The 13148-nt window shown below is 67.6% G+C and carries 16 protein-coding genes and 1 pseudogene; 8 read left to right on the plus strand and 9 right to left on the minus strand.

Annotation, left to right across the window (positions count from 1 at the left end):
• Positions 1-25 precede the first annotated feature (25 nt).
• From sucD to purH, 5 genes are all read left to right on the plus strand, one after another.
• The gene (gene sucD / locus OG405_RS00120; RefSeq protein WP_327149609.1) at positions 26-940 is read left to right on the plus strand and encodes a succinate--CoA ligase subunit alpha; all 915 of its coding nucleotides are present in this window, start codon (positions 26-28) and stop codon (positions 938-940) included.
• Between the two features lie 1035 nt (positions 941-1975).
• Positions 1976-2899 carry a DUF5336 domain-containing protein gene (locus OG405_RS00125; RefSeq protein ID WP_327149610.1) on the plus strand — a complete coding sequence of 308 codons (924 nt, stop codon included), beginning with the start codon at positions 1976-1978 and terminating at the stop codon, positions 2897-2899.
• Positions 2900-2966: 67 nt separating this feature from the next.
• The gene (locus OG405_RS00130) at positions 2967-4547 is read left to right on the plus strand and encodes a cell division protein PerM (RefSeq protein WP_327149611.1); all 1581 of its coding nucleotides are present in this window, start codon (positions 2967-2969) and stop codon (positions 4545-4547) included.
• 149 nt (positions 4548-4696) lie between these two features.
• A complete protein-coding gene (purN, locus tag OG405_RS00135; RefSeq protein ID WP_327152573.1) occupies positions 4697-5344 on the plus strand; it encodes a phosphoribosylglycinamide formyltransferase in 648 nt (215 codons plus the stop codon).
• The gene (gene purH, locus OG405_RS00140) at positions 5341-6903 is read left to right on the plus strand and encodes a bifunctional phosphoribosylaminoimidazolecarboxamide formyltransferase/IMP cyclohydrolase (protein ID WP_327149612.1); all 1563 of its coding nucleotides are present in this window, start codon (positions 5341-5343) and stop codon (positions 6901-6903) included. Before purN ends, purH begins: the two co-directional genes overlap by 4 nt.
• Before the next feature lie 214 nt (positions 6904-7117).
• On the opposite strand, the gene OG405_RS00145 is transcribed toward purH, so the two are convergent.
• The 5 genes from OG405_RS00145 to rpmB all read right to left on the minus strand — a co-directional run bounded on the left by OG405_RS00145 (position 7118) and on the right by rpmB (position 8718).
• Positions 7118-7588, minus strand: a complete 471-nt coding sequence (locus OG405_RS00145; protein ID WP_327149613.1) for a hypothetical protein — start codon at positions 7586-7588, stop codon at positions 7118-7120.
• Between the two features lie 122 nt (positions 7589-7710).
• On the minus strand, positions 7711-7965 hold the full coding sequence (gene rpsR / locus OG405_RS00150; protein ID WP_058854590.1) for a 30S ribosomal protein S18: 255 nt from the start codon (positions 7963-7965) through the stop codon (positions 7711-7713).
• 33 nt (positions 7966-7998) lie between these two features.
• A complete protein-coding gene (gene rpsN, locus OG405_RS00155) occupies positions 7999-8304 on the minus strand; it encodes a 30S ribosomal protein S14 (protein WP_327149614.1) in 306 nt (101 codons plus the stop codon).
• Positions 8304-8474 (minus strand): 50S ribosomal protein L33, encoded by a 171-nt coding sequence (gene rpmG, locus OG405_RS00160; protein ID WP_030522352.1) that lies wholly within the window; start codon positions 8472-8474, stop codon positions 8304-8306. Before rpmG ends, rpsN begins: the two co-directional genes overlap by 1 nt.
• 7 nt (positions 8475-8481) lie before the next feature.
• Entirely contained in the window at positions 8482-8718 is a 237-nt protein-coding gene (gene rpmB, locus OG405_RS00165) for a 50S ribosomal protein L28 (protein WP_327149615.1), read from the minus strand.
• A gap of 108 nt (positions 8719-8826) precedes the next feature.
• On the opposite strand from rpmB, the gene mrf reads away from it, so the two are divergent.
• From mrf to rpmF, 3 genes are read left to right on the plus strand one after another with little or no spacing between them, the layout of a single operon-like run.
• Complete coding sequence (mrf, locus tag OG405_RS00170) at positions 8827-10176, plus strand: ribosome hibernation factor-recruiting GTPase MRF (protein WP_327149616.1); 1350 nt, start codon at positions 8827-8829, stop codon at positions 10174-10176.
• Positions 10176-10445 carry a type B 50S ribosomal protein L31 gene (locus tag OG405_RS00175; RefSeq protein ID WP_327149617.1) on the plus strand — a complete coding sequence of 90 codons (270 nt, stop codon included), beginning with the start codon at positions 10176-10178 and terminating at the stop codon, positions 10443-10445. The genes mrf and OG405_RS00175 overlap by 1 nt, the downstream gene beginning before the upstream one ends.
• 1 nt (position 10446) lies before the next feature.
• The gene (gene rpmF, locus OG405_RS00180) at positions 10447-10620 is read left to right on the plus strand and encodes a 50S ribosomal protein L32 (RefSeq protein WP_327149618.1); all 174 of its coding nucleotides are present in this window, start codon (positions 10447-10449) and stop codon (positions 10618-10620) included.
• Positions 10621-10856: 236 nt separating this feature from the next.
• On the opposite strand, the gene OG405_RS00185 is transcribed toward rpmF, so the two are convergent.
• The 4 genes and pseudogenes from OG405_RS00185 to OG405_RS00200 form a co-directional block, all read right to left on the minus strand.
• A complete protein-coding gene (locus OG405_RS00185) occupies positions 10857-11234 on the minus strand; it encodes a hypothetical protein (RefSeq protein ID WP_327149619.1) in 378 nt (125 codons plus the stop codon).
• A gap of 5 nt (positions 11235-11239) precedes the next feature.
• Positions 11240-12160 (minus strand): hypothetical protein, encoded by a 921-nt coding sequence (locus OG405_RS00190; RefSeq protein WP_327149620.1) that lies wholly within the window; start codon positions 12158-12160, stop codon positions 11240-11242.
• The gene (locus OG405_RS00195) at positions 12153-12704 is read right to left on the minus strand and encodes a GTP-binding protein (RefSeq protein WP_442790804.1); all 552 of its coding nucleotides are present in this window, start codon (positions 12702-12704) and stop codon (positions 12153-12155) included. The genes OG405_RS00190 and OG405_RS00195 overlap by 8 nt, the downstream gene beginning before the upstream one ends.
• A gap of 61 nt (positions 12705-12765) precedes the next feature.
• Positions 12766-13110: pseudogene (locus tag OG405_RS00200) on the minus strand (DUF742 domain-containing protein); the annotation flags it as partial.
• Between the last annotated feature and the right edge of the window lie 38 nt (positions 13111-13148).

Raw genomic sequence — 13148 nt, forward strand, 5'->3', positions numbered from 1 at the left:
CGCCCAGTAAAGGACAAAAAGAACTATGTCAATCTTCCTCAACAAGGACTCGAAGGTCATCGTCCAGGGCATCACCGGCGGCGAGGGCACCAAGCACACCGCCCTGATGCTCAAGGCGGGCACCCAGGTCGTCGGCGGTGTGAACGCGCGTAAGGCGGGCACCACCGTCTCGCACACCGACAAAGACGGCAACGCGATCGAACTGCCCGTGTTCGCTTCGGTGGCCGAGGCCATCGAGAAGACCGGCGCCGATGTCTCCATCGCGTTCGTGCCACCGAAGTTCTCCAAGGACGCCATCATCGAGGCCATCGACGCGGAGATCCCGCTGCTCGTGGTCATCACCGAGGGCATCCCGGTACAGGACACCGCCTACGCGTGGGCCTACAACGTCGAGAAGGGCGCCAAGACCCGGATCATCGGCCCCAACTGCCCCGGCATCATCACCCCCGGCGAATCGCTGGTCGGAATCACCCCGGCCAACATCTCCGGCAAGGGCCCGATCGGCCTGGTCTCCAAGTCCGGCACCCTGACCTACCAGATGATGTACGAGCTGCGCGACTTCGGCTTCTCGACCTCCATCGGCATCGGCGGCGACCCGGTCATCGGCACCACCCATATCGACGCCATCGAGGCCTTCGAGAAGGACCCCGAGACGAAGCTGATCGTCATGATCGGTGAGATCGGCGGCGACGCCGAAGAGCGGGCCGCGGCCTACATCCAGGCCAATGTCACCAAGCCGGTCGTCGGCTACGTGGCCGGGTTCACCGCCCCCGAGGGCAAGACCATGGGCCACGCGGGCGCCATCGTCTCCGGCTCCTCGGGCACCGCGCAAGCCAAGAAGGACGCGCTCGAGGCCGCGGGCGTGAAGGTCGGCAAGACGCCGTCCGAAACCGCCGCGCTCGCGCGCGAGATCCTGGAGAAGGCGGCCGTCTCCGCCTGAACCGGTCACCGCGCCCAACTCCGAGGCCGTCCGCGTCGTGCGGGCGGCCTCTGTGTCTATGGCGCCGCCTTCGGCGGCGCGGGTCGGGGCCCTATTAACCCCGGTTCTTCACTCCTACGCTCAGTCGCTACGCTCCATCGCTTCGTCGCTCCAGAACCGGGGCGGGCCCCGACTGTGTTTGTTTGCCCCGCCTGCGGCGGGGCGGTCGGGGCCCTCGTGACCCCGGTTCTTCACTCCGGCGCTCAGTCGCTGCGCTCCATCGCTCTGTCGCTCCAGAACCGGGGCGGGCCCCGACTGCGGAGGCCGACCTATTCGGAGTAGATGGAAGGTGTGCGGACGAGTGACTTGATCACCTGGGCGGGCGCACAGCACTGTCAGTGCTCGATTGTCGCCGAACTATCGATGGCCAACCGCACATTGCGGATCTCATGTGATCGATCGCTGTGCTCCTTCGCTTCGTCGCTCCCGAACCGGGGCGGGTCTCCCGGCTACTGGGGGTGGACTGTCCGAGGGCGGACGCGCAGGTGAGTCGTGATCGGCCTGAGTAGGCTCTCGTCACCGAAAATGCTCAACGGTCGCCGATCTGTGGATGGCCGACCGCCCATCGCACGCGATCGGTCGCTGCGCTCCTTCGCTCTGTCGCTCTGGAACCGGGGCGGGCCCGAACACCGACGCGGACCACCCCGAGAAGACAGACGGTCGACAAACATCCGGATCAGGACGTCCACGCCGACGCGACCCCTATGAGTCGAGTTCTACGAGACACCCCAAAGGGTTGAGGCCGTCTCGCCGTTCAGGCCTCGAAGCGCATGCGCGAAGCGCGAGTCTCGAGGCCTGAACGGCGAGACCTCAGGGCCTCAACCCTCGCGCCGCCGCAGGCGGCGCCAAAAAAACAGCCCTCAACCCCCGCGCCGCCGCAGGCGGCGCCAAAAAACACAGCCGCGTCCTTCGGTGATGACCCGGGCGCGTGCGTGCAGTAGCGTCAAAGGGAATTCAGCCGTCAAGTACGTATTACTCGACCTAGGAGATGACGACATGTCATACCCGACCGGGGGCTCCGGGTACAACGCACCCGTTCCGCCCTCCGTTCCGCCCACTCCCGGCCCGCAGGCGGCCGGCGGTGCGACCACTGAGGCCGGCGGGAAAGGACTGCCGTTCTTCCTGACCATCGGTGTCGCCGCGGTGGGCGTGATCGCTTTCCTGCTCGGCTTCCTGTCCTATGTGGGCGCCGATACCGATATGGATCTGCCGTCGTCGGCGGATACCAGCCTGAATCTGTTCGAGTACCAGGAAGCGACGATCGGCGGACTGCTGTTGATCGCCGCGTTGCTCGCGGGGCTTTCGCTGCTGCCGAAGCAGAACTGGGTCGGCGCGGCGGCGGCGGTCGCGGCCGGAACCTTCATCACCATTCTGTTCCAGCTGTTCAGCCTGCCCGAGGGCGCCAAGGCCGAGATCGGGCTCTACCTGATCCTGGTTCTCGCGCTGGTGCAGACGGGCCTGGCGGTGGCGGTCGTCCTCTTCGATACCGGAATCCTCACCCCGCCGGCCGCTCGTCCGGCCGCGACAGCCGGATTCCCGGGCGGCCAGCAGGGTTACGGCCAGCAGCAATACCAGGGCCAGCAGGGTTACGGCCAGCAGCAGGGTTACGGCCAGCAGTACAGCAGCGGGCAGCAGCAGCAGCCGGGTTACGGTCAGCAGCAGCAGGCCTATGGTCAGCAGCCGGCCTACGGCCAGCAGCAACAGCAGCAGCAGGCGTACGGCCAGCAGCCGCAGCAGTCGCCGTATGCCGGTGGCCAGCAGCAGCCCTCGCCTTACGGTCAGCAGCCGCAGCAGCAGGCCTATGGTCAGCCGCAGCAGCAGCCGGGTCAGCCGGCGGCCCAGCCGTTCGGTGGCGAGCAGCCCGCCGACCCGGCCGCCGACGCCACCCGCGCGTTCCGGCAGTCCGACGACCAGAAGTGATCATCGGCAGCACCCGGCGCGGCGCGCCTGAAGCGTCCGTGCCGGGGTGGCTGCCACTCTGAAATCCATGAGCTCCCCGCGTACCTCGTCGAATCACCCGCTCCGGGGCGCGCGCGGGAGCTCGCCGCGTTCCGGCGATGTGCCGGGGTTTCTCTCGCTGCCACCCGACCGTGCCCGGGTGCTCCTCTTCGTGGCCTTCCGGCCCGCCGCTTTCGCATTGGCGGCCATCGTCGCCACCATGCTGGTGACCCTTTTCACCGCGGGCAGCGATCTCACCGGTCTCAGCGGTGCGGTTGCCGCGGGCTGGCTCGCCGTGCACCAGGTGCCGTTGCTCATCGGCACCACTACGGTGGGCCTGCTACCGGTGCTGCCGACGGCACTGCTGCTGTGGGCAGCGGCCCGGGAAGCCGTCGCTGCTACCGATATCGAACCCACCCGGGCCGAACTGGGCTGGCTCTGCGGTGCGGCTGTGGGCGGGCCGCTGCTCATCACGGCGGTATGCCTGGCGGTGACCGAGGACGCGTCCGGATCCATTGCCCTGCAACGTCCTAATCCGTTGACCGCCTTCGGCTGGGTGCTGCTGCTGCACTTGACGGCTGTGCTGTGCGGTGTCGCGTTCCGGTGCCGGGAACAGATATTCGAGGGTCTGCCCTACGACGTGATCGCCGCCGCGTATGTGGCGGGGCGGTCGGTGCTGCGTTTACTCGCCGCCGCGGCTGTCCTGCTGGCGCTGGCTCTGATGGTGCAGTGGGCGCGCGTCGGTGAGACCTACGGCTCCACAGAAGGGTTCGTGGACGTCCTCGGGCTCACCCTGCTCTCGCTGCTGTACCTGCCCAACACGGTGGTGGCCGGTGTGGGAGTGCTGGTGGGTCCGGGCATCCAGTTCGGTGACGCGTCGATCGGAGTTTTCACGGTTGTCGGCGGGCCGATTCCGGCGGTACCGGTAGTGGCCGCAGTGCCGACCGGTCCGGCAGTGCTCTGGTGGGCCGTATTGTTGCTGGTCCCGGCTGCCGTGGGCGTGTACGGGGGTGTGGAATCGGCCCGGGTGAGCTACGACCGTCCCGGTGCGCCCTGGGCACTGTTCGCCTCTGCCGGGCTCGGGAGCGCGGCTCTCACCGCGTTTGCCGCGCTGTCCGGCGGAGAACTGGGAAATTTCGGCAGGCTGGGTGTGGACCTGCCGGTGTTCGCCCTGGCGGTGTTCGCCTGGCTGGCGATCCCCGGCTACGCGGGCCTGCTGTTCGCACGGACTTTCGTGGTCTCGTTCCCCACACCGCTGATGCGCCACCCGGACGCGCTCTTCGACCCTGACGACGCAGACCCCGACTACGACGAGGACCACTATCCGGACGAGTCGGAGTCCGTCCGCCCTCGAACGGACCGCGCGCTTCCGTCCGGGCGGCTCCCGGAGCTCCCGGGCGATACCGCGACCGGCTCGGCCGGTCGCTATGCCGATCTGCTCGATCACCCGCACGCCGAGTCGCCCGGTCCGGAGCGACCGCTGGAGGTCGACGCCGAGGTTGTGGAGGAACAGCCGGGCAGGCCGGGCCGTGGCTCCCTCGCCGCCGCCGCGGAGGCAGCGCCCGAGATCGTGGACGCCGAAGTGGTCGAATCGGATGCGCCGGACGGCGAGGCCGGGGACAGCCACTAGCCACACCGCCGTCCGGCATGCTCCGGGGCGCCTCACTGCCGCCGGAGGGCCGCGGGAGAGCGTCTACTAGGCTCTATCCGTGCCGCGGGTTCGTCCCCGCCGGCGGGTGAACCCCGCCCGCCGTTCCTTCGAACTCCAGGAGTAGAGCCCTGACCGCCCCGGAACCCACCGATTCCACCCCGGCCGGCCTGGTCGTACTCGCCTCGGGGACCGGTTCACTGTTGCGCGCGTTGATCGAGGCCGCGGCGGACTCCGCGTATCCGGCCCGGATCCACGCTGTGGGTGTGGATCGGGAATGCGCCGCTGTCGAGCACGCGGAAGCAGCGGGTATCCCCACCTTCCGGGCCGCGATCGGGGATCACGCCGACCGCGCCGCGTGGGATATCGCGCTCACCGGAACAGTGGCCGGGTATTCGCCCGAACTGGTGGTATGCGCGGGATTCATGAAGCTGCTGGGCCCCGCGTTCCTGGATCGTTTCGGCGGCCGGATCATCAACACCCATCCCGCCCTCCTGCCCGCTTTCCCCGGTGCGCACGGGGTGCGGGACGCGCTGGCCTACGGGGTCCGGGTCACCGGGACCACGGTGCACCTGGTCGACTCCGGTGTGGACACCGGCCCGATCCTGGCCCAGGAAGCCGTCCGGGTCGATCCGGCCGACGACGAGGCGGGCCTGCACGAGCGCATCAAAGTCGTGGAGCGACGGTTACTGGTGGAAGTGGTCGCCGCCGTCGCGACCCGCGGAATTGTCTCCGATGGACGAAAGGCAGTTATCCCTGATGAGCGAGTTCTCCGGTGAGTGAACGTACGCCGATCCGCCGGGCGCTGGTGAGCGTCTACGACAAGACCGGGCTCGTGGAGCTGGCGACCGCACTGCACGCGGCCGGCGTGGAACTGGTATCCACCGGGTCCACGGCCGCGCGGATCGCCGACGCCGGCGTGCCGGTGACCAAGGTCGAGGACCTGACCGGGTTCCCGGAAACGTTGGACGGCCGGGTCAAAACGCTGCATCCGCGGGTCCACGCGGGCATCCTGGCCGATACCCGCAAGACCGAACACCTCGATCAGCTCACCGAATTGGGCATCGAGGCGTTCCAGCTGGTGGTGGTCAACCTCTATCCGTTCAGTGAGACCGTCGCCAGTGGTGCGAGCCCGGACGAATGCGTCGAGCAGATCGATATCGGCGGACCGTCGATGGTGCGGGCGGCGGCCAAGAACCATCCGTCGGTGGCCGTGGTGGTGAACACCGGAGACTACGATGAAGTGCGCAAGGCGGTGGCCGACGGCGGTTTCACGCTGTCGGAGCGTATCGCGCTGGCCGCCAAGGCCTTCCAGCACACCGCGAGTTATGACGTAGCGGTGGCGAACTGGATGGCGACGACGCTGGTCGAAAAAACTTCCGAAGACGCGGAATTCCCGTCTTGGATCGCGGCGGTCTGGGACCGGTCGGCCGTCTTGCGCTACGGCGAGAACCCGCATCAGCGGGCCGCCCTCTACACCGACGGCGACGGTGGTCGCGGGCTGGCGCGGGCACAGCAGTTGCACGGCAAGGAGATGTCGTACAACAACTACACCGATGCCGATGCCGCCCGGCGCGCCGCCTACGACCACAGCGCTCCCGCGGTCGCGATCATCAAGCACGCCAACCCCTGCGGTGTCGCCACGGGCGAGGACATCGCCGAGGCGCATCGTAAGGCGCACGCCTGCGACCCGGTCAGCGCCTACGGCGGCGTCATCGCGACCAACCGTGAGGTATCGGTCGCGATGGCCCAGCAGGTGGCCGAAATCTTCACCGAGGTGATCGTGGCGCCCTCTTACGCCGATGGTGCTGTGGAGGTGCTGCAGCGCAAGAAGAACATCCGGATCCTGATCGCCGAATCGCCCGCGCCGTCGGGCGCCGAGCTTCGCCCGGTGAGCGGCGGGCTGCTGGTGCAGGACCGTGATGTGATCGACGCCGCGGGTGACGATCCGGCGAACTGGACGCTCGCGGTCGGCGAACCCGCCGACGCGGCGACCCTCGCCGATCTGGAATTCGCTTGGCGTGCTTGCCGGGCGGTGAAATCCAACGCGATTCTACTGGCGCAGGACGGCGCCTCGGTGGGCGTGGGTATGGGGCAGGTCAACCGGGTCGATTCGGTGCGGCTCGCAGTCCAGCGGGCCGGTGATCGCGCGGCGGGTTCGGTCGCGGCTTCGGATGCGTACTTCCCGTTCCCGGACGGCCCGCAACTGCTGCTCGAGGCCGGTATCCGGGCCATCGTCCAGCCGGGCGGTTCGGTGCGTGATCAGGACACCATCGACGCCGCGCGAGCGGCCGGGGTGACCATGTACTTCACCGGGTCCCGGCACTTCGCCCACTGATATCGGCAGACGCGCCAAAAGGCCGTGTGGCCCCTCGATCGCTGTGAAACGAGGGGCCACACCGCCGCGGCGCCCGGAACTCACACACCGGCGCCGTCGAAAAACCGGCAGCAAATGGCCGGGCCTACCCGCCGGACAGCCACAACTTGTGGTGCCGGTATTTCTGGGGTCATGAGCAGTGTCGCGCCACCGGATGTCGGCTGGTTCGTGGTGCTCAGACCGCGCTGAGTACCGTGCGATCGCCGAGCGGCCCGGCCAGCTGGATCTCGAGTGTGCCGAATACCGCCATCATCACGCACATCTTGTCGGTGGAATCGGCGCGGGTGCCCTGCCGCAGCGCCACGGTGACCGAACTGTCGTTCTCGCTGACAGTGGCGTCCACGCCGTAGCATTCGGGCACTCCGGATTCGAAGTGGACGGCGATACGGTCCGCTGCCACGCGGGTCCACGAGGTGAATGCTATGGGGTGGGCGCCGACGATCGCCGGGTCGGCGGTGAAGATCCGGCCGGGATCGGCACCGGGGGCCTCGGTCGGGGTGCCGGGTTCGGGAGCCGGTGCGGGTGTCGAGGTCGCGGAGGGCGGGGGGCCCGGTTCCGAGGCGACCGTATCGTCGGTACCGCACGCGGTGGCCGCGAGGACGACGCCGAGAGCCAGAATTGCCGTGAATCCCCGCAGTGTGACCATGGGCATCACTGTAGTGGGGGCGGATCCGGCGGCCGGTGCCACGAGCGGGGACCCGATCGCAGTCGAACGCCCGGACCGCGATCCGCGGTACCGGGCGTGGGGATCGGAAAGGTGTGGCCGGTTCAGCGGCTGGTGAAGGGCAGTAGCGCCATTTCGCGTGCGTTCTTCACCGCGACCGCGACCTGTCGCTGCTGCTGCGGGGTCAGGCCGGTGACCCGGCGGCTGCGGATCTTGCCGCGATCGGAGATGAAGGTGCGCAGCAGGTTCACGTCTTTGTAGTCGACCGTCTCGATACCCGCGGCGATGAGTGGATTCTTCTTGGGCCGGCGGGCCTGTTCGGCGCGGACCTTCTTCGACGGGCCTCGTTTGATTGCCATGTGACCGGCTCCTAACTCACGAGATCGGTGGGGTTACCAGCTCGATTTGCGCACACCGGGCAATTCTCCTCGATGTGCCATCGCACGCACACGCACACGCGAAAGGCCGAATTTGCGGAGATAACCGCGTGGTCGCCCGTCGGCAGTGTCCCGATTGCGCAATCGTACCGGACTGGCGTCCCGGGGCAGTCGGCGCAGGGCGGCCTGTGCGGCCAGGCGCTCGTCCTCCGGAGTGGTCGGTTTCCGGATCGTTTCTTTGAGTTCGGCCCGGCGCTCGGCGTATCGGGCGACGATCACGCGGCGCTGCTCATCTCGGGCGATCTTGGATTTCTTGGCCATCAGCGCTCCTCCCGGAAGTCGACGTGACGGCGGACCACGGGGTCATATTTGCGCAGGACCATGCGGTCGGGGTCGTTACGGCGGTTCTTGCGGGTGACGTAGGTGTAGCCGGTGCCCGCGGTGGAGCGGAGTTTGATCACCGGGCGGATATCGGTCGATTTGGATGCCATCGTCAGCTCAGATCCGCGTCCCGCGGGCACGCAGCCGGGCCACCACGGCCTCGATTCCGTCCCGGTCGATGGTCTTGATGCCCTTCGCGGATACGTCGAGGGTTATCCGGCGGCCCTCGCTGGGCAGGTAGTAGGTCTTGCGCTGGATGTTCGGGTCCCAGCGCCGGTTGGTGCGTTTGTGTGAATGCGAGACGGCCTTGCCGAATCCGGGCTTGCGGCCGGTGACCTGACAGTGCGCCGACATGCGGCTCCTTCCGACGTAAACGATGATGACAATCGTTTTCGACAACGAACGATCGACACTGTAGCGTGTGCCCCGTCGTAATTGAAAATCATTACCGAAAGGGTAGTGGTGTCCCATTCCGCACAACTCCCAGAAGACATCGGTCCCGGCGACCGGCGCACGCCTGTCGTGGTGGTCGCGGGCCTGCACGGTGACCCGGGCGGGTCCGTCGATCTCGTCGCGGAAGCGCTCGGCGCGGCCCCGGACACGGTGGTGGTTCGGCACGATCTCTCCGGCCTCGGAGAAGGGATCGTGCGGCGCACCGTCCGCCACGGCGGCAAGACGACGGTCTCGATACACGAACTCGCGCACGGCTGTGTCTCGTGCACCCTGAAAGCGGACCTGCTGCCGCTGCTGTGCACTCTCGCGGCCCGCGATTCGGTGCATCGGATCGTGCTCGCCCTGGACCCGGCCGTCGAAGCGGAATCGGTGTGCCGGGGCATCGCCGAGGTGGTCGTCGCCGGTGTCGTCGGCCGGGTCGACGGGCCCGCCGCCCGTGACGTCCGGGTCGGCGCCGTGCTCACTGGCATCGACGCACGCACCTGGCTTGCCGCGGCGACCGGGGACGAAGCGCTGGACGAACTCGGCTGGGCGTGGGCCGACGACGACCGCACGATCGCCCAACTGGCGGTCGGACAGGTCGATTTCGCGGATGCCCTGGTCGTGACCGGAAGCGACGCCGTGGACCCACTGGAACGGGCTCGCCTCGGCGCGGTGCTGTCCCGGTTGAATCCGCGCGCTCCGGCGCTGTGGGCCGGAGCGGACACGACAGTGACGCCCGATGCGGTCGAGAATCTGCTGATGCGTATTCCGGCCGGGTCCCGCCGTGGGCGGGATTTCGACGCGCATGCCCCGCTGCTGCGTGGTCAGCCACCGCTGGCCCCGGAATGCGGTGTGGAACTGGTCGAATTCGCGTCCCGCCGGCCCTTCCATCCCGATCGCCTGCACGATGCGCTCGACGTCCTGTTCGAGGGAGTTGTCACGGCGCGTGGGCGAGTCTGGCTGGCGACCCAGCCCGATGAGGTCGTCTGGCTGGAATCGGCCGGGGGCGGACTGCGTATCGGGGGTGCGGGCCGCTGGCTGGCGGCGATGACCGAGGCCGAACGCGCCGAGGTGGAGCCGGAACGGGCGGCGATGGCCGGATTGCGCTGGGACGACCGCTTCGGCGACCGCGACAACTCATTGGTCGTTCTCGTCCACACCGCCGATCCGGACGAAATCCGGGCGGCGCTGGAACAAGCCCTGGTCGACGACGCCGAACTGCGACTGGTGGAGCGGGCGCCTGGGCAGGTGGCCCGCTGGCCGGACCCTTTCGGTGAATGGCATACCGACCCCTGCGTGCCGGAGGAGCCGCATCCGGCCGCCACCGGCGAGGGCCGGGGCGGCGATACGGGCGAATCCGCCCGGAAGGAGAAGTGATGAAAGCCGATATCCATCCCGACTACCATCCGGTGGTCGTCGAGGACGCGAGTACCGGGACCCGATTCCTGACCCGCTCCACCGCCACCGCCGAGCGGACCGTCACCTGGACCGACGGCAACACCTATCCGCTGCTGGTCGTCGATGTCACCGCGGACTCCCACCCGTTCTGGACCGGCGCGCACCGCCTGCTCGATACCCAGGGCCGGGTGGAGAAATTCGAACGTAGATACGGCAAACGCGCCGTGCGGCCCCGGAAGGAGCGTTGAGATGGCAGTGCCGAAGCGGCGGATGTCGCGGTCCAATACCCGTAGCCGCCGGTCGAACTGGAAGGCGACACCGCCCGATCTTGTCCCGGTCACGGTCGACGGGGTGGTGTACCGGGTGCCGCGGCGTCTGGTTCAGGCGGTTCGCCGCGGTCTGCTCGATCTGAAAGGCCGGTGAGATGTCAGGCCCCCTAGATGTGAAAGGGCCGCAGTAGCGGGTTCATCCGAGGGTGAACTGTCACAAGTAGAGCCGCTACGGCAAATATTCCGCAATCGATATTGCGACCCTCACCTCGGGTTATCGCATGCTGATCGATTGCGGGCCGATGGCAGGCTGGGCGCCACCCTATCGAACCATTATGTGGTGATCTCCGAAAAATCTTGTCGGACTACTACTTCACCGGCCCATACCGATTATCCTCGTGCCTGAGGGCGGGTCTCCCAGAGATGGGAGACCCGCTCATCGCCACTTTCGAGGGCTTTCGTCCCGGTCTCCGGGGGTTGCTGCGCCCGCTGCCGCGCATCGCATTCGGCCGAAAGCGCCTGCGCCATATCGCCCACCTGCCGCAGTAGTGCGAGAGCGAGTGCGGCCGGAAGCAGGAGCAGCGAAACCGGCCACGGGAGTTCGACTCGCTCGGGCTGATCCGCCCGGTCTGCGAGATCGGCCACCGTGGCTTCCATTTCGCTGATCTCCACCCGCAGCTCCGCCACCTCGGAGCGCAATCCGCGCATCTGTGACCACAGCTCGCGCAGCAGCTTCTCCTGGTCGGACAGCACAGTATCGGTGTCCACTCGGATCAACGCGCAGGTTCGGGCAGGGGCTGAGCCCGTTGCGCGAGCGCGGCCGCCGCATTGGGCCGAGCGGCCGGTCGGCCCTGTTCACTCAGGGACGACCGGCCCCCGTCCGCGTTCGCCGAGTCGCTGTCGGCGGGTCTCCCGGATTCGGTAACCCTGTTCACCCGGGGCGTCTCGTCGGGTCGCTCCGGGGCCACCAGGACCGCGGTGATCGGAACGGCGAGGGCCAGCAGGCCGATAACGAACATGGGGAATGCGTAACCGAACAGTTCCATCCCCTGCGCGGGTTCGGCCTCGGGATCGAACCGGAACTCGAGGCCGGAGATACCGGTGAAATATAAGACGGCCACGCCGGCGCCGAACATGGCGATCGAGCCCACCCGGGCCGCCGGGAAGCGGAACCGCTGGAACAAGAACACGCACAGGGAGGAGGCGGTCACCGCGACCACGATCGCGATCACGAAGAGCCATCCGGTCACCGACACCGAACCCTGGATATCGACCGAGGTGAGCTGCAGCCAGAGCATGATCCCGAAGCCGACTCCGAGCGCGGCGGCCGCGTTCACCATCCGTTTCAGCTGGAAATCACGGCCGGCCAGCAGCAATCCGAGGAAGACCGCAGCGACGGAGAACACCAGCGAGAGCGTCAGATCCGACACGTCGTAGCGCAGGATGCGGCCCGGAATCGATACGCCCATCAAGGAGACCGTGCTGGCCAGCCAGACCCCGATCCCGCCGATGGAGACGGCGGCGGCGGCGATCCACACCGGCCGGAACCGTACCGAACGACGGCCGTTCACCGCGCATGCCAGACCCACGAACATCCCGACCGCGGACACTCCGAAGGTGAGCAGGGTCAGCCAATAGCCCATGGTGAACAGATCGACGGTCTCGACGGTTTCCACGGCCAGCACATCAACCATGCCGGGCGACTCCCTCGTATTCCTTGGCCTTCAACCGGTTGATCGCGTACTCGGTGACAGCGGCCAGTGACTGCCGGACCTCTTTCGCGTCACGGGCGTCGATATCCACGATCGGTACGCCCTCGCGCACCGACAGCGCCTCGCGAAGTTCGGCCATCGCGAAACGAGGTGAGTTCGGGAACCTGTTGACCGCGATCAGGAAGGGCAGATTCCGCGCCTCGAAGAAGTCCACGGCCGCGAAACTGTCCTCGAGGCGGCGGGCGTCGACGAGTACCACCGCACCGATGGCACCCCGGATGAGGTCGTCCCACATGAACCAGAACCGGCGCTGGCCGGGGGTGCCGAAGAGGTACAGGGTCAGGTTTCCGGGCAGGATGATCCGGCCGAAATCCATTGCGACCGTAGTGGTCTGCTTGTCCGGCGTATCGTCCAGATTGTCGACGCCGTCCGAGAAGCTGGTCACCATGGCCTCGGTGCGCAGCGGCACGATCTCCGATACCGCTCCCACGAAAGTTGTCTTGCCCGCGCCGAATCCACCGGCCACGACGATTTTGGTCGACGCGACGCGGGTATCGGTCTCCGCCGCGCCACCGCCCTGGGCTTTGCTAAAGGGCTCGGAGTCCACGCAATGTCCTCTCCATCAGCGACCGGCGTTCGTCGTAACTCGCCTGCTCGGTCAAAGTCGAATGCACTCGCAGGTTGCCGTCCACTACGAGATCACCGATGACGACGCGGACCATACCGAGCGAGCGATCGAGATGTGCGGCGATTTCGGCGACCGACAGCTGGTGAGTTCCGAGGCGGAGTATCTCGGCTCGGATGTCACCGGACGGCCAATCGAATTGTGCATGATAGGAGATGGTTTCGATAACCGCCTCCATCGGGAGATCGACTGCCGGCTGGGTCCGGCCGGAGGTGAGGGCATACGGGCGGACACGTCCGGCCCGGCGTGGATTGTTCGGCTGCGGCGCCGCCTCGAACCGATGGG

The organism is Nocardia sp. NBC_01329, assembly GCF_035956715.1.
Classification (GTDB): domain Bacteria; phylum Actinomycetota; class Actinomycetes; order Mycobacteriales; family Mycobacteriaceae; genus Nocardia.